Origin of the sequence: Streptomyces sp. NPDC058955 (assembly GCF_042741435.1) — a bacterium.
Taxonomy (GTDB): Bacteria; Actinomycetota; Actinomycetes; order Streptomycetales; family Streptomycetaceae; genus Streptomyces.
Genome location: NZ_JBHYKM010000127.1, coordinates 1 through 21,495, shown reverse-complemented (window position 1 = coordinate 21,495; position 21,495 = coordinate 1). Strand labels below are relative to the sequence as shown.

The 21,495-nt window shown below is 74.6% G+C and carries 15 protein-coding genes; 1 reads left to right on the top strand and 14 read right to left on the bottom strand.

Going from position 1 to position 21,495, the window contains the following annotated elements; genetic code table 11:
- Nucleotides 1–311: 311 nt before the first annotated feature.
- The 13 genes from ACFW1I_RS32730 to ACFW1I_RS32670 form a co-directional block, all read right to left on the bottom strand.
- Entirely contained in the window at nt 312–1,637 is a 1,326-nt protein-coding gene (locus tag ACFW1I_RS32730; protein WP_384676767.1) for a VWA domain-containing protein, read from the bottom strand.
- Between the two features lie 40 nt (nt 1,638–1,677).
- The gene (locus ACFW1I_RS32725) at nt 1,678–3,036 is read right to left on the bottom strand and encodes a PP2C family protein-serine/threonine phosphatase (protein ID WP_384676765.1); all 1,359 of its coding nucleotides are present in this window, start codon (nt 3,034–3,036) and stop codon (nt 1,678–1,680) included.
- Nucleotides 3,033–5,585 (bottom strand): tetratricopeptide repeat protein, encoded by a 2,553-nt coding sequence (locus ACFW1I_RS32720; protein WP_384676763.1) that lies wholly within the window; start codon nt 5,583–5,585, stop codon nt 3,033–3,035. Before ACFW1I_RS32720 ends, ACFW1I_RS32725 begins: the two co-directional genes overlap by 4 nt.
- A complete protein-coding gene (locus tag ACFW1I_RS32715; RefSeq protein WP_384676761.1) occupies nt 5,582–6,859 on the bottom strand; it encodes a hypothetical protein in 1,278 nt (425 codons plus the stop codon). The genes ACFW1I_RS32720 and ACFW1I_RS32715 overlap by 4 nt, the downstream gene beginning before the upstream one ends.
- An 18-nt stretch (nt 6,860–6,877) precedes the next feature.
- Nucleotides 6,878–7,909 carry a glutamate ABC transporter substrate-binding protein gene (locus ACFW1I_RS32710; RefSeq protein ID WP_384676759.1) on the bottom strand — a complete coding sequence of 344 codons (1,032 nt, stop codon included), beginning with the start codon at nt 7,907–7,909 and terminating at the stop codon, nt 6,878–6,880.
- 11 nt (nt 7,910–7,920) lie between these two features.
- Nucleotides 7,921–9,363 carry a hypothetical protein gene (locus tag ACFW1I_RS32705; protein ID WP_384676757.1) on the bottom strand — a complete coding sequence of 481 codons (1,443 nt, stop codon included), beginning with the start codon at nt 9,361–9,363 and terminating at the stop codon, nt 7,921–7,923.
- A 259-nt stretch (nt 9,364–9,622) separates the two neighbouring features.
- A complete protein-coding gene (locus tag ACFW1I_RS32700; RefSeq protein WP_384676755.1) occupies nt 9,623–10,597 on the bottom strand; it encodes an N-acetylglucosamine kinase in 975 nt (324 codons plus the stop codon).
- Nucleotides 10,588–11,853 carry a 6-phospho-beta-glucosidase gene (locus ACFW1I_RS32695; protein WP_384676753.1) on the bottom strand — a complete coding sequence of 422 codons (1,266 nt, stop codon included), beginning with the start codon at nt 11,851–11,853 and terminating at the stop codon, nt 10,588–10,590. The genes ACFW1I_RS32700 and ACFW1I_RS32695 overlap by 10 nt, the downstream gene beginning before the upstream one ends.
- Before the next feature lie 7 nt (nt 11,854–11,860).
- Entirely contained in the window at nt 11,861–12,727 is an 867-nt protein-coding gene (locus tag ACFW1I_RS32690; RefSeq protein WP_384676751.1) for a carbohydrate ABC transporter permease, read from the bottom strand.
- 3 nt (nt 12,728–12,730) lie between these two features.
- Nucleotides 12,731–13,729, bottom strand: coding sequence for a carbohydrate ABC transporter permease (locus tag ACFW1I_RS32685; RefSeq protein WP_384676749.1), 999 nt, complete (start codon nt 13,727–13,729; stop codon nt 12,731–12,733).
- Between the two features lie 16 nt (nt 13,730–13,745).
- The gene (locus tag ACFW1I_RS32680) at nt 13,746–15,092 is read right to left on the bottom strand and encodes an ABC transporter substrate-binding protein (RefSeq protein WP_384676746.1); all 1,347 of its coding nucleotides are present in this window, start codon (nt 15,090–15,092) and stop codon (nt 13,746–13,748) included.
- Nucleotides 15,093–15,154: 62 nt separating this feature from the next.
- On the bottom strand, nt 15,155–16,363 hold the full coding sequence (locus tag ACFW1I_RS32675) for an ROK family protein (protein WP_384676744.1): 1,209 nt from the start codon (nt 16,361–16,363) through the stop codon (nt 15,155–15,157).
- A gap of 163 nt (nt 16,364–16,526) precedes the next feature.
- Nucleotides 16,527–17,612, bottom strand: a complete 1,086-nt coding sequence (locus ACFW1I_RS32670) for a mechanosensitive ion channel family protein (protein ID WP_384676742.1) — start codon at nt 17,610–17,612, stop codon at nt 16,527–16,529.
- 240 nt (nt 17,613–17,852) lie between these two features.
- On the opposite strand from ACFW1I_RS32670, the gene ACFW1I_RS32665 reads away from it, so the two are divergent.
- On the top strand, nt 17,853–18,416 hold the full coding sequence (locus tag ACFW1I_RS32665) for an HNH endonuclease (RefSeq protein WP_030494032.1): 564 nt from the start codon (nt 17,853–17,855) through the stop codon (nt 18,414–18,416).
- A gap of 63 nt (nt 18,417–18,479) precedes the next feature.
- Here ACFW1I_RS32665 and ACFW1I_RS32660 read toward each other — a convergent pair.
- Nucleotides 18,480–21,495, bottom strand: a 3,016-nt coding sequence (locus ACFW1I_RS32660) for a beta-N-acetylglucosaminidase domain-containing protein (RefSeq protein ID WP_384676739.1), incomplete at its 5' end; no start/stop codon positions are given.

Genomic DNA, 21,495 nt, shown 5'->3' with positions numbered 1-21,495 from the left:
GTGCCGGGGAAGCCAGGGCCGCCGGGGGCGCTCGGGAAGCCGGGGCCGCCTGGAGCGGCGGGGCCGGCCGGGGCGCCCGGGGTTCCGGGGGCTCCCGGGCCGGCCGGGGGGTTGGGGTGGGGGTAGCCGTAGGCGGGCGGGGGGCCGGGCGGCGGCGGGGGAGGGGGCGGTACGGCACCCGCAGGCGCGCCCGCCCCGGCCATGCGATGGCCGCAGACCTCGCACCAGTCGTCGGAGACCGACTGGTGTCCGTTCGGGCAGGTCGGCATGTCGGTGCTTCCCCCTCTCGTCGTCCGGCCCGGTGGGCCGGGCTACCTCGTGACGCGAACGGTCTTGGTGGAACGCGTCTCGAGTGTCATCTCGTCCGCCTCCGCGACCTTCGCCTTCAACCGCACAGTACCCGCCGCCGCGTCGACCACGTCCACCACCTTCGAAAGGAGTTTCGCGGTATCGGCGTTCCCGGAGGCCGCCGCGAGCTGCACCGCGCGGCCCAACTTCGCGGTCGCTCCGTCCTGATCGCCCGATTTGCGGGCGTCGAGACCGGCCTGGATGGCGTCCGCGAGCTCCGCCTGGCCCGTGTAGTGGGCGACCTGGGGGTCGATGGCCGTGGTCATCGCCACGTCGTGCGTCCACACCGCCCGTATCAGTCCTTGGGACACCGGCCGGGCGTCGCCGCCGGCCGGGTCGGGGACGAGCAGGGACACCCGGGCGGCGAGCATCTCCTGCCCGACCGCGTTCGCCGGCACCCGGACCCGCACGTGGTAGTCGCGGGACTCGTCGCCCCAGGAGCCCGTCGGGTACTCCCCGGCGCGCGGGCCGGCGTCGGTGCGGCGGGCGGTCAGGTCCGCGACCGTCGGGGCGACCTGCTTGACGAAGACGAGCTCCGCGCCGACCGGCGTCCACAGCCGCAGCGCCACGTCGGCGACGCCCTTGCCCATGACGTTCTCCATCATGGCCGTGAAGTCGGCGGCGAGCCCGGCCGGATCGGCCACGATGTCGGCGGAGCCGAGCAGCGCCGAGGCGATCCCGGTGACCTCCTTGACCTCCCAGTCGGTGCCGACACCGCGCGCGTCGCAGGTGAAGCGGCCCGCGCAGGCGTCGAGCGCGGCCCGCAGCGCCTCGGGGGACTCGTGCTCGTTGCGCCCGTCGGTGAGCAGCACGGCGTGCCGGATGGCCAGGTCCTCGTCGCCGAGGAGGGCGTCGGCGTGCCGCAGCCAGGTGCCGATCGCGGTGCCGCCGTCGGCGGTGAGCCGGGCCAGCGACTCCTTCGCCTCGGCGCGGGTCCTGGCACCGGCGACGGCGAGCCGCCCGTGGTCCGGGTAGACCTGCGTGGCGATGTGGTTGCCGGCGACGACGGCGAAGGAGGTGCCGTCCCGCAGGGTGTCGATCGCGGCGGCGGTCGCCGCCCGGGCGCCCTCCATCTTGGCCGGCGGGTAGTCCATCGAGCCCGAGCAGTCGACCATGATCACCACACCGGCCGGTCCGCCGGCCGTGACGCCCCCCGCGCCGCTGGTGCCGCCGCCGGTCGCGGTGACGGTGACGATCGCGTCGACGTCCCGCCCGCCGACCGGCAGGTACTCGTTCTGGTAGACGTCCACCGAGAACTGCGGCACGGACGGCTTGGCGAAGTTCGCCATCTGGTTTCGGCTCCTTGGCAGCAGCGGAGGTGACGGAGGGTCAGGAGGAGGTCGCCCCCGCCGGCGGCGGGGCGAACGGCGTCAGCGCGACCGTGATGTTGTCGTGTCCGCCGCCGTCGAGGGCGTGGCCGACCAGCACCCGCGCCGCGTGCAGCGGCCGGACCGCCGCGTCGGCGGGGACGGCCCGGGCCATCGACTCGGCGGCCTCCGCGTAGTTCCACAGACCGTCCGTGCAGACCACCACGACACCGGGCCGGTCCGGCTTGAACGCGGCGGTGTGCGGCTCCAGTTCGTACGCGTCGGCGCCGAGCCAGCCGGTGATGGCGTGGGCGCGCTCGTCCGCGTACGCCTGCTCCTCGTTCATCAGGCCCGCCTTGACCATCTGGGCGGCCCACGAGTCGTCCTCGGTGAGCCGGGCGGCGGGCCCGGAACGGTCGTCGGGCACCCAGTAGGCGCGGCTGTCGCCGACCCAGCCGACGACGAGCAGCTCGTCGGTGACGACGGAGCCGACGATGGTGCAGGCCGGCGAGTTGCCGCCGTGGAGGGAGTCGGCGCTCCCGCCGTCCGCGCCCGCGGTGCGGGCCAGCGCGGTGACGGCCTCGGCGGCGGCGACGATCGCCTCGTGCATGGCCTGCTGCGGGTGGGTGCCGCGGGGCAGCGCCTCGCCGAGCACGGCGCTCGCGGCGCGGGCCGCGGCGGCGGACGCCTCGTCGGGGCGGTGGGCGGAGGAGACGCCGTCGCAGACGACGGCGACGGCGGCGGCACGGCCGTCGGGCAGCGTCGACTCGCCGATCGCGAACGCGTCCTCGTTGCGGTGGTGGCGCAGTCCCCGGTCGCTGACCGCGGCGACCGTGCCGAGCTCCCGCTCCATGTGGTCGCGCTCGCGGGGCTGGGCGTGCCCGCAGTTCTCGCAGTAGCCGTCGCCGTCGACCCGCCCGGCCCGGCAGGCCACGCACACCCCGTCAGGCACGTCCCCGGCGGCCCCGTCGGCGGCCGCGGCCGCCGGCTCCGCCCGCACGGCCGCCCGCGGATCGGGCGCGGCCAGCTCGAAGTCGCCGCCGCCGCGCACGGTCGGCCCGCTCGGCTCCGCCGGCCCGTCCGTGCGCACCGGCACCGTCGGCAGCTCCCGGCCGCCCGAGTCGGTGCCCGGCAGCTCACCGGGGTGCTGGGTCATCGTCGACAGCGAGCCGGGGTCCCGGGGCGGCGCCTCGGGCCAGACGGGCGCGGCGATCGGCATGGTCGGCCGGTCCTCGCCGGCCGGCGGTTCCGCGGTGGCCGACAGGTCGTGACCGCAGGCCCCGCAGTAGCGGTCCCTGGGATCGACGGGCTCGGCGCACTCGGGGTTCGGGCAGACGTCGAGTCCGTGCGACGGCGGCTGGGGCTTCTGGGACATCCTCACACCCACGTCCTGGGGCGGTAGCGGTTGGCCCGCTCCACCAGTTCGATCCTCTCCTCGCCCCGCTGGGCGAGCCGGGCCAGCACCCGGTAGGCGCGCTCCAGGCCGAAGCGCAGCCCGCTCTCGTCCAGCGCGCTGCCGAGCAGCGGCTCCCCGCCGCCCGGCGCGGCACCGGGACTCCCGGAGAGTACCCAGTCCAGGGCCGTACCGAGCACCTCCGTCGACAACCGCTCCCGGCGCACCGGGTCGAGGCCGAAGCCGCCCAGGGCCGAGACCTGCGCGGCGGCCGCGGTCAGGTCCGCGCCGAGCGGTTCCCGCGGCGGGCGCCGCCGCAGCCGGGCGCGGACCGCCGCGACCCGGGCCGCCGTGTAGTGGATGGAGGACTCCGGTACGGATTCCAGCGCGGCGACCGCGCCGGTGCGGTCCCCGGCGGCGAGTCGCACCCGGGCGAGCCCGAAGGCGGCGCTGACGAAACCGGGGTCGGTCGTCCACACCAGGTGGTAGTACTCGGCCGCGTTGTCGAGCTGGCCCAGCACCTCCGCGCAGACGCCGAGCGCCAGCTTGGGCGCGGGCTCGCCGGGGAAGGCGTCGTACACCGCGTCGAAGGCGAGCGCCGCGTGTGTCAGGTCGCCGCCCACCAGCGAGGCCACGCCCCGGTGCCACACCACCCGCCAGTCGTCCGCGTCCCACTGCTCCAGCGCGCCCAGCGTCTGCCCGGCCGAGACCAGGTCCCGCAGGTCGAGCTGGGCCCGCAGGGCGCGCAGCCGCAGCTCGGGGGTGTCGGCGGGCGCGGCCCGCAGCGCCCCGAGGAGTTCGGCGGGCGCGGCGGCCGACAGGCCCGCGAGGAAACCGGCGTTGGCGTCCGCCGGGTCCACCCGCGGCACCGGCAGCGCCAGCGCGGTGGCCGCCACGTCGAGCGGGGCGAGCAGCGCGTCGAGCGGCTGCCCGGCGGGGACGCCCGCCGCGGCCGGGGGAGCGGAGCGCCGGGCCCGGCCGGTGCGGCGGGCCCCCAGCACCGACACGTCGTCGGTCTGCTCGGCGAAGAGCACGGTGTCGGTGACCCGCGTCTCCGCGCCGAAGAGCGTCGACAACGCCGGCCGGGGCCGCCCCGACTGGAGCGCGACGACCTCCCGCAGCACACCGGTCAGCTGCTCCGCCATCTCCTCGGCGGAGGCGAAGCGGCGCGCCGGGTCCGGGTCGGTGGCCCGCACCAGGAAGCGGTAGAACGACTCGTACCGCTGGAAGACCTCGATGTGCTGCGGCTCCGGCAGCGAGTCCGCGAAGACGTTGGTGTAGCCCTGGAAGTCGAAGGTGAGCACGGCGAGCGTGCGGGCCACCGTGTACAGGTCGCTGGCGACCGAGGGGCCGACCTCCGCCACCTCGGGCGCCTGGTAGCCGACCGTGCCGTAGATCGCCGACTCGTCGTCGTCCATCCGCCGGACCGCGCCCATGTCGATGAGCTTCAGCTGGTCCTCGGTCTGGAGCGCGTTGTCCACCTTGAAGTCGCAGTACAGCAGGTTGCGGCTGTGCAGGTGGCCCAGCGCCTCCAGGGCCTCGATGCCGTACGCGCACGCCTGCTCGACCGGCAGCGGGTCGCGCCGGCCCTCCGGGGTCCGCCGGTCGTTGGCGATCTCCTTGAGCGACTTGCCGCCCACGTACTCCATGACGATGTAGCCGTCCAGGGAGCCGGTGCGCGGGTCGAGGTGCTCGACGAAGTTGTAGATCCGGACGATGTTGGAGTGCTCGATCTCGGCGAGGAAGCGGCGCTCCGAGATCGCCGCCGCCATGGCGTCCTGGTCGCCGGTGTCGAGGAGGCCCTTGAGGACCACCCACCGGTCCGAGACGGCCCGGTCGACGGCGAGGTAGATCCAGCCGAGGCCACCGTGCGCGAGGCACCCCGCCACCTCGTACTGGCCGTGCACCACGTCACCGGCCCGCAGCTTCGGCACGAAGGAGTACGGGTGCCCGCACGAGGTGCAGAAGCCCTCGGTGCGGCCCGGCCGGTCGCCGCGCGAACGGCCCACCGGAGCACCGCAGTCGGAACGCGAGCAGAATCGCTTCCGCTCCGGCACCTCGGGGTGGGCCATCACCGCCGCGCGCGGGTCCGGGCGCGGCACCTCCGGGATCGCGACCAGCCCCGCGCCCAGCCGCTTCCGGGCCGACTGCGCGACCGACGAACCGGAGCTGCGCACCGACACCGAACGGCCGGTGGCCCGCCCGGACAGCGCCTGCGACAGCCGCCCCGACACCGAGCGGCGGGACGACGAGGAGCGCGACGAGGCCCGCGAGGACGCCCGCGAACCGCTGCGCGCCGACGCCGAGTCGGGGCCCCAGGCCGCCGCCTCGGACGGCGTGCCGAAGCCCGCGCCCGTGCCGCTCCGGTGCTTCCCCGGCACCGCGACCCCGGTCGGATTGGCCTGGAGGTGCCCGCTGGGCGCCACCACCGGCGCGAGACCGCAGGTGTCGCAGTACAGCTCGCCGCCGCCGACGTCCTCGTACGCGCCCTCGCACGTGGGCCGCTGGCAGCTCCCCGGCGTTCTCAGACCGCTCACCACTGTCGTCCTTCCGTGTCCCGCGGACCGGACAGCAGATCCGCCACCGCCTGCTGGTAGCGCAGCACGGCCTGCTCCGCCGCCCGCAGGTCGCAGGGCGCGCTCCACAGCATCCGGCGCGCCGTGTCGTACCGCTCCGTCAGGAACGGGTCGTCCGCCCCGCCGAGCCGGACCGCCTTCGCCCGGTACGCGTCCAGCCGGCCGCGCAGCTCCGCCCGCACCGCCAGCGGCGCCGTCACCGCCGTCAGCGAGTCGCGGGCCCGCAGCAACTCCTCCTCCGCCTCCCGCTCCAGCGCGTCGAGCAGCGGTGAGAGCCGGTGCCACCGGGCGTGCCTGCGGTGCTCGGCGGCGGCCTGGAGCCGCTCCTGGAGCGCCGTCGGCGGCCCGCTCACGGCCGGCACCTCGGAGGCGGCGATCTTCGCCAGCACCTCGCCGCGCGCCACCCGCGCCTCGGCGAGGGTCCGGTCCGCCCGGGACAGCACGTCCCGCAGCCGCAGCAACCGCTCCTCGGAGTCCTGTCGCACCGCGAGGACGGCCTCGATCTCCCGCCGGACGTCCTCCAGGGCGAGCGCCGCCCGGTCGTACCGCGCGGTGTCGGGACGGCCGCCGCCCGGCGCCGAACTGCCCGCCGCCGGACGCCAGAACGCCAGCGGGTCGGTCACCACCCGGGACCGCAGCTCGGCCAGCTCGGCGGTGATCGACTCCAGCTCGTCCCCGGCCGGATGCTCCCCGGGCCGCACCCCGACCGAGTGCGCCAGCGACCGGGTCCGGCCCAGCTCGGCGGCGAGCAGGTCTATCCGCGCGGGCAGCGCCGACCACACCGCGTCCGCCGTGACCACCACGTCGAGCGAGGCCGCGTACAGCTCGTTCATCCGCCGCACCAGGCCGTCGAGGGTGAACCGCTCGGCGAGCAGCGCCTCCTCGCCCGCCCCGCCCGGCACGTGCACGGAGTCGCCGCGCAGCCGCTCGGTCAGCTCCGCCAGCTCCTCCCGGTTCGGCCACTTGTGCCGCGACCGGACCTCCCGGGCCTCCCGCAGCGCCGCCGTGTACGCGTCGAAGCAGGTCCAGAGCACGGTGATGGTCCGCTCGGTCGACTCCCAGCGCTCCCGGGTGGTGCCGGTCAGCCCGGCGCCTTCGAGGAGCCGCCGGCCGGCGTGGTCCTGGAGCGCGAGGAGCGAGTCCTCGACCGCCTTGTGCTCCGCGCCGAGGCGCGCCAGCGCACGGTCCACCTCGTCCCGGTCCATCACCGGCCCAGGGGGTCCCGTGACGCCCATCGCTCTCCTCATCTCCTTCTACTTGTACAGCGGGAGGGGCGGTTCGGCCTTCCCGAGGCCCGCCTCCAGCCAGGTCCGGTACGCCGCCTGCCAGGGGCCCTTCCGGTAGTCCTCCAGGACCTTGTTGACGCGGCGCACCAGGTCGTCGTTGCCCAGTTTCGCCGCCACCCCGTAGTACTCCTCGGTGAACGGCTCGCCCTTCAGTTCCACCGCCGGGTCCTGCGCGGCCTGTCCGGCCGCCAGCGCGTTGTCGGTGACGACCGCGTCGACCTCGCCCATCTGGAGCCGGGCCAGGCAGTCGAGCTGGTTGGGGACGGTCAGCAGGTTCCGGTCGGCGGGGGTGCCGTCGCCCTCGTCCCTGATGACCGCGCCGAAGGACTTCTCCTCCAGCGCCTCGTAGGCCGTCGACCCCTCGGCGGTGCAGACCCGCCGGCCCTTCAGCGAGGCGTCGTAGCCGGTGACCGGGGAGTCCTTGGGGGCCAGCACCTGCTGTCCGGCCCGGAAGTAGGCGGTGGAGAACGCCACCTGCTTGATCCGCTTGCAGTTGATGGTCATCGTGCGGACCACGAGGTCCACCTTGCCGCTGTCCAGGGCCGCGATCCGCTGGTTGGTCGGCACGGCGCGCAGCACGACCGCCTCCTCGTCGCCCAGCAGGTCCTTGGCGATCGCCCGGGCCAGGGCGATGTCGAAGCCCTCCAGGGTGCCGGTCTCCGGGTTCCGGAAGCCCCAGCGGTAGCTGGACTGGTCGACGCCGACGATCAGCTTCCCGCGCTCCTTGATGGCGGCGACCGACGGCCCGTCCACGGTCGACGGCCGCAGCGACGCCTGCGGGTTCTCGCAGGTGTCGGCCTTGACCTGGAGGCCCGTGCCCACCCCGGGGCCCGGCCCGAAGGGGCCGGCGGACGGGTCCGCGCCGCCCGCGTCCCGGGTCAGCGGCAGCAGGGTGAGGGAGGCGGTCAGCGCGCAGGCCGCGCCCATCGCGGCCACGCCGCCCCAGCCCCGCAGCCGCCGGGCCGCCCGTCGCGCCGCCGGCTCGCCGTCGTGTGCCATTCCGCCCCCTCTCACCGGTACTCCGACAGTCTTCGGTTGATGCCGAGCACCGCGCCCAGCGCGCCCAGCGCGCCCAGCGCCGCCGCGCCCAGCGGCAGCCCGGTCAGCGCGTCCACCGCCCCGCGCGCGGAGCGGGTGAACTCGTCCTGCTCATGGGTGAGGGCCCGCTCCAGGGCCGCGTCGACCTGGTCGAAGGACCAGCCGGCCGACTCCTTCGGCTCCGCCTCGCCCCGCGGCCCGACGATCAGGTCGAGGGCGCCGCGGTAGTCGCCGTCCTCACCGCGCTTCTGCGCCTCGGCGTGCCGCTTCCGCCACTCCTCGACCCGGGCCGTGGCCTCGGCCAGCGGAGCCCGGCCGGCCTCGTCGTCGGTGAGTCGGGTCGCCCGGGCGAGCGCGTCGGCGAGCGCGTCCATCCCGGTCGCGTACTCCGCCTCGTACTTGTCGTTCTTCCCGTCGTCGGTGAGCACCGCGCCCCGGGCGACCTGCGTCAGGTTCTCGTTGGCACGGGCCTTGAGGGAGCTGATCCGCGCCTCGTTGAGGAGCTGGAGCGACTGCTGCCCCTCCGACTGCGCCGAGCCCAGGCCGGCCCGGGCCACCGTGTGCGCCCCGGCCAGCCACAGCAGCACCAGCACGGAGGCGGCGGTGGCGGCGAGCAGCCCCCGGCTGAACACCCGGTTGGTCCGCCGGTACTCCCGCCGCTGCGCCCACCCCAGCGCGCCGAGGGCCAGCACCCCGGCGCCGAGCGCCAGGTACGGCCAGGCGCGGGCGTCGTCGTCGTCCTGGTGCAGCCGGGCGGTCTCCGCCGCGTACAGCCGCTCGGCGGCGGGCAGCAGCCGGGCCGTCATCTCCTGGTTCGCGTACCGCAGATAGGCGCCGCCGAGCGGCAGGCCCTGCCGGTTGGCGGCCCGGGCGCGCTCGATCAGCCCGGTGTAGCGCGGCAGCAGTTCGTTGAGGGTGGTGATCTCGCGGGCCGACTCGCCCGAACCGTCCGTGTTCGCCGCGGCCTTCACCAGGAGCCGGGAGGCGGTCGCGATGTCCCGGTCGTAGCGGGCGCGGGACTCGGCCGGTTCGATGATCCCGGCGAGGAAGCCGGCCGCGGCCGTCGAGTCCGCGTCGGCCAGGGAGCGGTAGATCGCGGCGGCGTCGGCGCTCAGCGGCTGGCTGCGCCCGACGACGTCCTCGGCGGAGCCGGCCCGGTCGGCCGCCTCCAGTCCGGCGATCGTGCCGAGCGCGAGGACGAGCAGCGCGAGGACGGCGCCGAGGATCCGCAGCCGGCCCGGCTCGGTCGTCGCGGCCTCCCGCAGCACCTCGCGCCCGGTCGCCCACGCCCCCCGCGCGGGCGGCGGAGCGGCACCGACGGCGGCGGCGCGCGAGACCTGCCCGGGCACGGCCGGCCGCGCGGGCGCGGATGCCGGGTGCGGCGCCGCGGCGGGCGCGCTCGGCGGGTGTGTCACGTGACCTCCCCCTCGGTCTCGACGTCGATCGACCCCGGCGAGCAGTATGGCCGCAGGCGGCCCGCCCGCACACCGGGAATGACACGATCTTGTGCCTATCGTGCCCGACGCTCCCGGGACTTCCGCGGGCGAGGCCCCCTCGTCGCCTCCCCGGCCCCGTATCGAACCCGCTTCGAACACCTTTCACTCTGAATACGACGGATCCCCCGGATCGGTTCCACCCGGGGGATCGCTCGAACAGGTGAACATGTGCGGGGCGTCAGCCCGCGTAGTGCGCCCGCAGTCGCTCCGCCGCCTCCGGCCCCGCCCCCCGCTCGTCCAGGGCGAGCAGCCCCGCGCCCAGCACCGGCGGCGCCGTGACGAACCGGACGACCGCCTTCGGCGCCCGCTCCGCGAGGAGTTCGAGGATCCGGGCGTCCAACTGCGGGTGCCGCGCGGCGAGGACGCTGCCGCCGAGGACCACCGGCGCCTCCTCGTCCAGCAGTCCGAGCCGCCGCAGCGCCACCGTCGACAGGGCCACGACCTCCTCGGCCATCCGGTGCACCAGCGACAGCGCCACCGGGTCGCCCTCCGCCGCCACCCGGAACAGCACCGGCGTCAGCTCGTGCCGCCGCGCGTGCGGGATCCGGCCCAGGTGCACGGCCTCGATCAGCGCGTACATGGTCTCCAGGCCGAAGTGCGCGGGCAGCGCCCGGGCCAGCTCGGTCGGCTCGCCCCGGCCGTCCTCCGCGCGGGCCCCGAACCACATGGCCTCGTCGGAGAGGCCGCCGCCCCCGCCCCAGTCCCCGGAGATCTTCCCGAGCGCCGGGAAGCGGGCGGTCCGCCCGTCCGGGGTCATGCCCACGCAGTTCACCCCGGCGCCGCAGACCACGGCCACCCCGCGCGGCTCGTCGAGCCCGGCCCGCAGGATCGCGAAGGTGTCGTTGTGGACCCGTACCGAGGCGCTCCACCCCCGCCCCGTCAGCTCCCGCTCCAGCGCGGCCTCCTCGACCGGCAGGTCCGCGTTGGCCAGGCAGGCCGTGACGTGTGCGAAGGAGAGGGGGACACCGGCGTCGGCCGCCGCCCGCCCCACGATCTCCGCCAGCCCGTCGACGGCCGCCGCCACCCCCACCAGCGGCGGCTGGAAGCCGCCTCCGCGCGCCGCGCCCAGCACCGTGCCGTCCGGTGCGAGGACCGCCACGTCGGTCTTGCTGTTGCCCGCGTCGACCGCGAGCAGCCCCCCGTTCACGCCCACGCGAGGTGCTCCCGGTTGTGGGCGATCAGCCGGTCGGTGAGCTGCTCGGCGTACGCGTACTGCCCGACCAGCGGGTGGGCGAGCAGCGCCTTGAAGACCCGCTCCCGGCCGCCGCGCAGGGCCGCGTCGAGCGCCAGGTCCTCGTAGGCGGTGACGTTCGCGATCAGGCCGGCGTACAGCGGGTCCACCGGCGCGACCGGCAGCGGCACCGCGCCGCCGGGCCCGACCGCCGCCTGCGTCTCGATGACCGCGTCGTCCGGCAGGAACGGCAGCGTGCCGCCGTTGCGGGTGTTCACCACCTGGTACGGCGAACCCGCCCCGCCCAGCAGCGAGGCCGCCAGGTCCACGGCCGCCTCCGAGTAGAAGGCGCCGCCGCGCTTGCCGAGCAGCGCCGGCTTCTCGTCGAGCGCCGGGTCCCCGTACATCTCCAGGAGTTCCTTCTCCATCGCGGCGACCTCGGCGGCCCGCGACGGCTTGGTGCGCAGCTCCTCCACGACCTGGTCGTGCGCGTAGTAGTAGCGCAGGTAGTACGAGGGGACGACGCCGAAGCGGTCCATCACCAGGCGCGGCAGGTGCAGGTCGCCGGCGATGGTGTCGCCGTGCTCGGCGAGCAGCCGGGGCAGCACGTCCTCGCCGTCCGGGCCGCCGAGCCGGACGCCGGTCTCCCAGGTGAGGTGGTTGAGGCCGATGTGGTCGAGGTGGATCTCGGACGGGGCCACGTCGAGGAGCTTCGCGAACTTGCGCTGGAAGCCGATGGCGACGTTGCAGAGTCCGACGGCCTTGTGCCCGGCCTGCAGCAGCGCACGGGTGACGATGCCGACGGGGTTGGTGAAGTCGATGATCCAGGCGTCCGGGTTGGCGCGCCGGACCCGCTCGGCGATGTCGAGGACGACGGGGACCGTGCGCAGCGCCTTGGCGAGGCCGCCGGCGCCGGTGGTCTCCTGGCCGACGCAGCCGCACTCCAGCGGCCAGGTCTCGTCCTGGTTCCGGGCGGCCTGGCCGCCGACGCGGAGCTGGAGGAGGACGGCGTCGGCGCCCTCGACGGCCGCGTCGAGGTCGGTGGTGGTGGTGATCGTCCCGTCGTGGTCCTGCTTGGCGAAGATCCGCCGGGCGAGCCCGCCGACGAGGTCCAGCCGGTCGGCGGCGGGGTCGACGAGGACGAGTTCGGTGATGGGCAGGGTGTCGCGCAACCGCGCGAATCCGTCGATCAGTTCGGGGGTGTAGGTGGAGCCGCCCCCCACGACAGCGAGCTTCATTCTCGTATCAGCCCTTCACTCCGGTCAGGGTGACTCCCTCGACGAACGCCTTCTGGGCGAAGAAGAACACGAGGATCACGGGGGCCATGACCAGGACGGTCGCGGCCATGGTCAGGTTCCAGTCGGTGTGGTGCGCGCCCTTGAAGGACTCCAGGCCGTAACTGAGCGTCCAGGCGGCCGGGTTCTCGGAGGCGTAGATCTGCGGCCCGAAGTAGTCGTTCCAGCAGTAGAAGAACTGGAAGAGGGCGACGGCGGCGATGCCGGGCTTCGCCATCGGCAGCACGATCCGCAGCAGGGTGCGCAGTTCGCCGCAGCCGTCGATCCGGGCCGCCTCGACGTACTCGTCGGGGATGGTGAGGAGGAACTGGCGCAGCAGGAAGACGGCGAAGGCGTCCCCGAAGGCCAGCGGGATGACCAGCGGCCAGAGCGACCCCGAGAGGTCCATCTGCTTGGCCCAGAACAGGTACATGGGGATGATCACGACCTGCGGCGGCAACATCATCATCGAGATGACGAGCAGCAGCGACAGGTGCCGGCCGCGGAAGCGGAACTTGGCGAGCGCGTAGGCGACGGGGATCGACGACACCACGACGAGGACGGTGCCGAGCCCGGCGTAGAGCAGCGAGTTCTTCCACCAGGTGAGGAAGCCGGGCGTCTCGATGACCTTGACGTAGTTCTCGAAGTGCCAGGTGTCCGGGGTGAGATCGCGGGTGAGCGCCTGCTGGTCGCTCATCAGCGAGGTGAGGACGACGAAGACGAACGGCAGGACGAAGAAGAGGGCCGCGGCGATCCCGAGGGAGTGCACGGCGATCCAGTGCAGCAGGGCCTTGCGGCGGGCCGTCCGGGCGGCGGGCGCGGTCAGGGACACGGTCATGGTTCAGTCACCCGAGCCGATCAGGCCGCCGCGCCGCCGCATGAGCAGGGCGGTGAAGGCCATGGAGAAGGCGAAGAGCACGAGCGCGATCACACAGGCCGCGCCGTAGTTGAACTGGCTGAAGCCGAGGTTGTAGACGAGCTGCGGCAGGGTGAGCGTGGAGTCGTCCGGGTAGCCGGGGACGAAGACCTCGCCGGATCCGCCCATCTTCCCCGAGGCGACCTTGGCGGCCACGATCGGCTGCGTGTAGTACTGCATCGCGCCGATGACCCCGGTGACCAGGGCGAAGAGGATGATCGGCGAGATGTTCGGCAGGGTGATGTGCCGGAACCGCTGCCAGGGGCCCGCGCCGTCCAGCTCGGCGGCCTCGTACTGCTCCTTGGGCACGTCGAGCAGGGCGGCCATGAAGATGACCATGAGGTCGCCGACGCCCCACACGGCGAGGACGGTGAGGGCCGGCTTGGCCCAGGCCGCGTCGTTGAACCAGGCGGGGGCGGGCAGACCGACCGACTCCAGGAGCGAGTTGACCGGTCCGGTGCCCGGGTTGAGCAGGAAGACGAAGGCGAGGGTCGCCGCCACCGGCGGGGCCAGGTACGGCAGGTAGAAGAGGGTCCGGAAGACCCCGGCGCCCGTCTTGATCTTCGTGATCAGCAGGCCGATGCCGAGGCCGAAGACGACCCGGCAGCTCACCATGACGACACAGAGCCAGAGGGTGTTCTGGAGGGCCGGCCAGAACTGCGGGAAGGACGTGAAGACGTACGTCCAGTTGTCCAGGCCGCGCCACTCGGGCGGGTTGAGCCCGTCGTACTTCATCAGCGAGAAGTAGACGGTCGAGACGAGGGGGTAGGCGAAGAAGAAGCCGAAGCCGATCAGCCAGGGCGACATGAAGGCCAGGGTGCGGAGCGCGTTGCGGCGGCGTTTGGCCCGCAGCGTGTTCCGCGCCCCGGGGGCGGAGGCGGCCGGGGCGGCCGCCTCCGTCGCGGGCAGGGTGTCCGTGCTCATGAGCGGTTTCCGGCCGTCACTTCGCCGCGGCGATGTCGCGGTCGATCTGCGCGGCGGTGTCCGCGAGGCCCTTCTTCAGGTCGGTGACCTGGCCCTTCTCGTACTGCTGGGCGAACTTCTGGAGGGTGTCCTGGTACGCGGAGCCGTTCACCGCGCCGTCCGAGGTGGTGGACTTCGGGTGCCGGGCGATGTCGAGGAAGGTCTTGAAGCGGGCGTCGAACTTCAGGTCCGGGGACTTCAGGGCGTCCAGGGTGGAGGGGACGTTGCCGATGGCGTTGGCGAAGCCCACCACGGCCTCGGTGTCCGTGGTCATGTACTTGACCAGCTCCCAGGCGGCGTTCTGCTTCTTCGACTGCGGCGCGATGCCCATGATCGTGCCGGAGAGGTAGCCCTTGCCGTACTCGGCGACCTCGTCGTCGGCGACCGGCAGCGGCGCGACGCCGACCTCGAAGGGGACCTTGGCCTCCTTGATGAAGTTCAGCCGCCACTCGCCGTCCAGCTGCATGGCGACCTGGCCGGTCTGGAAGGGGTGCTTGGCGCCCCACTCGTCACCGAAGGTGGTGCGGTACTTGTCCAGCTTCTGGAAGCCGCCGAGCGCGTCCACCAGCGACTTCTGGTACGTCATCATCTCGGCGAACGCGGGGTCGGTGGCGACCGTCGACCGGCCGTCCGCGCCGAAGTAACCGCCGTGGCCCCACTGCGACATGTAGTGCGAGACGACCGTCTCGTAGCCGAGGTAGTTCGGCATGAAGCCGAGCCGCTCGTACGAGTCGCCCTTGGTCTTCGTCAGCTTCTTGGCGACCTCGGTGAACTCGGACCAGGTCTTCGGCGGCGCCTCCGGGTCGAGGCCGGCCTTCCGGAAGGCGTCCTTGTTGTAGTAGAGCCCGTACGCGTCGGAGAGCAGCGGCATCGTGCAGCGCTTGCCCTGGAACTGGGTGTAGTCCTGGAGGACCTTCGGGAAGATCTTGTCGAGGTCCAGCTTGTCCTTCTCGACGAAGGGCTTGAGGTCGGCGAGCGCGCCCGTGTGGCAGAACTTGCCGACGTTGGCCGTGGTGAACGAGGCGACCACGTCGGGTCCGTTGGAGCCGCCCGCGCGCAGCGCCTGGCCGAGCTTGTCGTCGTTGATGTTGCCGACGACCTTCACCTTGATGTTCGGGTGGGCCTTGGTGAAGCGGGCGACGTTCTCCTCGATCGCCTTGACCTCGGAGGGGGCCGTCCAGCCGTGCCAGAAGGTGAGGGTGGTCTCGGCCTTGGGGTCGTCGCTCGCCGCGTTGTCCGCGGAGCCGGTACAGGCGGTGGCGAAGAGGGCGAGCGAGGCGGTGGCGGCGAGCGCGGCGGCGGCTCTGCGGGCGCGTGCGGGCATGGCGGTGTCTCCCTTGGCGGGCTGGGGAAAGGAGGATGGGCGAGGGGTCGGGCCGGGGCGGGTCAGCGCGAGGTGTCGAAGACCTCGTCGCGGGTGGTGGCGAGGGCGCTCTCCAGCGCCCCGCGCAGCACGGGTTCGTGCGGTACGGCGGTGAGGACGAGGCGCGGCCGGGAGGCCGCGAGGTCGGCGAGCTCGGCCTGGACGCGGGCCCGCAGCGGTTCGCCGCCGGCGACGAGGACGTCTCCGGACAGCACGACGAGTTCGGGGTCGAGGACGGCGACGAGCGAGGCGAGACCGGTGGCGAGCCGCTCGGCGTACCGGTCGAGCAGCTCCGCGTACGGGCCCTCGTCGGGGGTTTCGGCGGCCCGGGCGAGCAGCCCGGACGCCACGGCCACATAGGGCTGCTCGGGCGTGTCGATGCCGATCGCGCGGGCGATCCGGGGCACCGACTGGACGCCGGCGAGCTCCTGGAAGCCGCCGGAGTTGGCCTGGGTGACCTGGCGGACCAGCGGGGTGCCGGGGACCGGCAGGAAGCCGACCTCGCCGGCGCCGCCGGTGAAGCCGCGGTGCAGCCGGCCGCCGAGGACGAGGGCGGCGCCGAGGCCCTCCTCGTTCCACAGCAGCACGAAGTCCTCGTGGCCGCGGGCGGCGCCGAGGGCCCGCTCGGCGACGGCCACCAGGTTGACGTCGTTCTCGTACTCGAAGGGCATGGGCAGGACCGCGGCCAGCTCTTCGAGCAGCGTGGGGGAGTGCCAGCCGGGCAGGTGGGAGGCGTACCGGAGGCGTCCGGTGGCCGGGTCGAAGGCGCCGGGGGTGCCGATGACCAGGCGGCGGACGTCGGCGCGGGTGAGCCCGGCCGCCTTGACGGCCCCGTCGAGGGCGTCGGTGACCTGGCGGACCACGCCGTCCCCGGTACGGCCCCCGGTGCGGAGCTCGTACTCGCCGGCGACGGCGCCGGTGATGTCGGCGACGGCGGCGCGGATGCGGTGCTGGTTCACGTCGAGCCCGGCGGCGTACCCGGCGCCCGGTTCGAGCGCGTACAGCTGGGCGCTGGGGCCGGGGCGGCCCTCGGTGGTGCCGGTGACCCGGACCAGGCCCGCGGCTTCGAGGCGGGCGAGGAGCTGCGAGGCGGTCGGCTTGGAGAGGCCGGTGAGCTTGCCGATCCGGGTCCGGGAGAGGGTGCCGTGCTCCAGGAGGAGGTCGAGCGCGGCGCGGTCGTTCATGGCCCGCAGCACCCGCGGGGTGCCGGGGGTGCCCTGGATGCCCGCCATGACGGTCGCACCTGCCTTCCACACTGTTAGGAAAGTTTCCTATCCGGTTGGGAGGACGGTAGGACGGGTGTCGGCGGGGCGTCAATACCCGCACACGCACGACACCCCCGACGGCAACCGAAGCGTTACCGGCGGGGGTGTCGAGGACGGGTGGGGCGGCGGATCAGGGCTTGCTGAGGTCCGTCCGCGGCAGCGGCGTGGCCGCCGCCGACTGCGGCGAGGTCGCGCTGGAGAAGACCGAGGGGGCCGCCATGCCGGCCGTCGGGTCGGCCGGCGCCGGCTCCTCCGCCTGCGCGGGCAGCCCGCCGACGATCCGGATGCCGGCCTCGTCCAGGCCGCGCTTGATCCGCCAGCGCAGCTCGCGCTCGACGCCCAGCTTCTTGCCCGGCATCGTCTTCGCGGAGACCCGGACGGTCATCGAGTCGAGCAGCACCTCGGTGAGGCCGAGGACCTCCACCGGACCCCACAGCCGCTCGTTCCACGGCTCGTCCTTCGCCATGGTCTCGCCGGCCGCCGCGATGACGCCCTGCACCCGGTCCAGGTCCTCCGTCGGCCGGACCGTGACGTCGACCGAGGCCGTCGCCCAGCCCTGGCTGAGGTTCCCTATCCGCTTGATCTCGCCGTTGCGCACGTACCAGATCTCGCCGTCGACGCCGCGCAGCTTGGTCACCCGCAGCCCCACCTCGACGACCTCGCCGGAGGCCACGCCCGCGTCGACCGAGTCGCCGACGCCGTACTGGTCCTCCAGGATCATGAAGACGCCGGAGAGGAAGTCCGTCACCAGGTTCCGCGCGCCGAAGCCGATCGCCACACCGGCCACACCGGCCGAGGCGAGCAGCGGCGCCAGGTCGATGTCGAAGGCGCCCAGGACCATCAGACCGGCCGTGCCCAGGATCAGGAACGAGGCCACCGACCGCAGCACCGATCCGATCGCCTCGGACCGCTGGCGCCGGCGCTCCGCGTTGACGAGCAGTCCGCCGAGCGCCGTCCCCTCCACCGCCTGGGCGGAGCGGTTCATCCGCTCGATCAGCTTCGTCAGGGCGCGGCGGACGGCCCACCGCAGCAGCAGGGCGACGACCAGGATCAGCAGGATCCGCAGACCGGTGTTCAGCCAGGTGGACCAGTTCTCCTCCACCCAGCTCGCCGCGTCGGTGGCCTTCTCGGCCGCCTCGTCCAGGGTCACCGGAATCGGCTCGGGGTCGGTGGCGGCCGCCAGGACGGACCAGGACACGGGACAACCTCCAGGCATCGCGTACGCAGGCCATCCACCCTAACGGGGCATCGGACGCGGAACGGTTGCCCTGTTCGAGGGAGAGACCGACCTCACCCGGGCACATACCCGGGAGACATGCCGATGTGGTCGAGAACACGTCCGGCCCGCCCCCGGCGATCGCGGGAACGTGGTGGCGCTCCGACCAGGCATGAGGAGAGACTGAGAGCAGTTCGTCCCGGCGCGAGCCACGCGCCGCCGGCGCCATAGGAGGCATCCGTGCCGCATGTCCTGGTCCTCAACGCGTCGTACGAGCCCCTGGGCGTCGTACCGCTCCGCCGCGCACTCGTCCTCGTGCTGGAGAACAAGGCTCTCTGCATCGAGGAGTCCGGCGCCTTCCTGCACAGCGAGCATCAGGTCGTCCCCGCGCCCAGCGTGGTACGGCTGAAGCGCTTCGTGCGGGTCCCCTACCGGGGGCCCGTTCCCTTGACCCGACGGGCCCTCTTCGCACGCGACGGCGGGCGCTGCATGTACTGCGGGGGAGTGGCCACCAGCGTCGACCACGTCATCCCGCGCAGCCGGGGCGGGACGCACGCCTGGGAGAACGTGGTGGCGGCCTGCCGCCGCTGCAACCACCTCAAGGCGGACCGGCACCTGCGGGAGATCGGCTGGCGGCTGCGTCACCAACCCGCGCCGCCGACCGGCCTGGCCTGGCGGATCATCGGCACCGGCCACCGGGACCCACGGTGGCTGCCCTACCTCACGCCGTACGGCGCCGAGGACGCGATGGCCCGGATCGACTCCGTCGCCGACACCCCCGCGGGGGCGTTGACGACCGGCTGAGATCCGGGCCTTTCGCGTTCCCGGGCCGGTCCGGCCGGGGTACGGAGGCGAGGGCGCCGCCGCTCAGGGGGCGGCGCCCTCCTCCGGCGCGTCCTGGTCCGGCGCGTCCGGCTTCGGCGCGTCCTCCTCCGGCGCGTCCGGCTCGGGCGCGTCCCGGTCCGGGGCCCGCTCCTCGGCCACCGCGTACGTCTCCACCGACCAGAGCGAGTAGCCGTACGGCGTCGCCCGCTTCTCGCCCTGCACCCGCAGGAAGCGGGTGTCCGCCGCGTCCATCCGCACCGACTCCCGGCCGCCCCGCCCGTCCGTGACGGTCGCCGCGGTCCGCCAGATCCGGCCGTCGGCGGAGACCTGCACCCGGTAGCGGGCGGCGTGCGCGTCCTGCCAGTGCAGCACCACCTGCCCTATCCGGGCCGGCTCGGCCAGCTCCAGTTGGAACCAGGCGCCGTCCTCCGCCGGCGAGGACCAGCGGGTCGCCGGATCGCCGTCCACCGCCAGCGCGGCCGGGAAGTCCGCCGTCTCGTCGCCGGACGAGGAGGCCGTCGCCGTACGGGCCAGGTCGGGGCCGCCGGTCCGCGGATGGGACCGCACCGTCAGCACCCGCTCCTCGCCCGCGAAGGCCACCGGCACCCGGTACTCCCCGGACGGCGTGCCCGGCGCCACCGACACCTCCATCGGCACCGTCGTCGTGCCGCCGCGCTCCACCGACGCCTCCTCCGGCAGCCGTACGGTGATGCCCTTCGGCGCCTTCGCGGTCAGCGGGCCCCGCACCCCGGCCGCCCGGTTCCCGGTCAGCTTCAGCTCCACCCGGCCCGCCGCGCCGCCGGCCTCCAGGTCCGCCTCCGTCCGGGCCAGCTCCAGACCGGCCCGCGGCCCGTCCGCGAACCACGGCACCAGCGACCGCACGTCGGGCGCCGGTCCCTCGCCGTCCCAGACGATCCGCAGCGCCTCGGCGCGCAGCCCCTTCAGCTCGGTCTGCGTCCAGCCCGACGCGTCCAGCGGCCCCAGCGGGCGCCAGCCCTCGCCCGCCACGTACGCCTCCACGCGCGCGTGCGGGGCCCGCTCCGCGCCCGGCTTCCCGTCGTCGCCGGAGGGCTCCCGCGCGGCCTTCCCGGCCAGCACCGTCACCGCCTCCACCGGCCGCGCCCGGTCCAGCCTCACCGTGTACGAGCCGGTGGCCCGGTCCACCTCGCGCTCCGGGTCGCGGTCGGCACCGGTCCAGGCCGCCGCCTCCTTCACCGCCCGGTCCAGGAACGGGTCGAGGACCCCGTCGCCGACCGTCGCCCCGCTCGCCGCGATCCGCGGACGCAGCGGCTCCAGGCGCAGCTGCGCCTGCCAGGCCGCGGGACCGTCGCCGCGCGCCTGCGCGAGGAGCATGTCGACGGCCGCCTCGCCCGCCGCCCCGTACCGGGACAGCTGCTCCAGCCAGGGCCCCGACTCGGCGCGCAGCGCCCCGCCGGCCGTCCCGGCCAGCCGCTCCGGCGCCTCCCGCATCACCGTGAACGCGGCCCGCAGCTCCCGCCCCGCCCTGTCCCGGGCCGCCGCCGTCCCGGAGCTCCGGGCCGACCAGAAGGCCTTCATCAGCGGCTTCAGGCCGGCCGACTCGGCGTCCGGGGCGAGGAGCGACGAGGCCGCGTTCCCGGCCAGCGCGTCGAGCGCCGCCCGCGCGGCCGGATCCGGGCCCGCCAGGTCGGCGACGGCCGCCCGCCACGACTCCCCGGGCCGGTAACCGCGCGGGTTCCAGGCGAAGTCGGCGGTGGTGAACAGCGGGATCCGGGAGGCGGCCGGCTGCTCCATCGCGTGCGCCAGATAGGCGGCCGAACCGGCCGCGACCGCGGGCTCCCGGCCCGTGGCGGGCCCCAGGAAGAGCCGGTCCTGCGCGTAGTCGTTCACCGGGTAGTTGTCCATGGTGACCAGCGGCCGCTGGCCCAGGGCCGCCCGCACCCCGGCCAGTTCGGTGCCGGTGATGGTGCGCGGCACCACCCCGACGCCCGTCCACGCCACCCGCACGCGCGCGTCGAGCGCCCCCGCGAGCGCCGACCGGTACTCGCTGGTGCCCTCCTGGTAGTACTCCGTCGGCAGCACCGTCAGCGGCTCCGCGTCCGGGTGGTGCTCGGTCAGGTGCCGGGCCACCGCGTTCGCCACGCGCGCGTGCGCCCGGGCCGCGCCCGCCGCGTCCCGCCCGAACGCGTCGGCGTCCTCGTCGCAGGTCCACTCGCCGTACCCGGCGTCCGGGAACTGGAGCTGGAAGGAGCGGAAGCCGAGCTCGCGCATGGCGTCCAGCTTCCGCGTCAGCGCCGCCACGTCCGCGTCCGAGGACAGGCACATCGACTGGGCCGGGGCCACCGCCCAGCCCAGCGTCACGTGGTTGGCGAGGGCCCGCTCGGACAGCGCCCGGAACCCGGCCCGCTGCGCCTCCGGGTACGGCTCGCGCCACTGCGCCGCGCGGTACGGGTCGTCACCGGGCGCGTAGAGATAGCGGTTCTGCTTGGTGCGGCCCAGGAAGTCGAGCATCGCCAGGCGCTGACCGGTCGTCCACGGGGTGCCGTAGAAGCCCTCCGCGAGCCCCCGCTCGGCGGTGCCGGGCCAGTCCCGGACGACGACGCCGGGCACCTCACCGCCGACCCCGTCCGGGCCCTCGCCGAGGAGCTGACGGAGCGTCTGCACGGCGTGGAACAGCCCGTCCTCGCCCACCCCGTCCAGCACCACGGTGTCCCGCCCGCCGAACCGTCCGGTGGCCAGCCGGTAGCCGCCGCGGGGCAGGTCGGCCCGCTCGGCCACCCCGAAGGAGGCCAGCGCCTCCTGCGCCGCCTCGCCGGACGGCCCCGACAGGCGCAGCACCGGTCCCGCGCCCGGCAGCCCCTCGTGCACGGTCCGCACCCCGGCCTCGGCGAGCAGCCTCCGCACGGCCGCCAGGGCCGCCGGATCGGCGTCCTCGTCCGCCACCAGGGTCACCCGCTCGCCGAGCCGCACGGCGGGCCCCGCGGCCGTCAGCGACTGCGGCCGGGGCCACACGGACGGCTCCGGCGCCGCCGCGCGCGCGTCCCGGGCCCGGGACGCGGGGGCACCCGGGGTGGCGGGA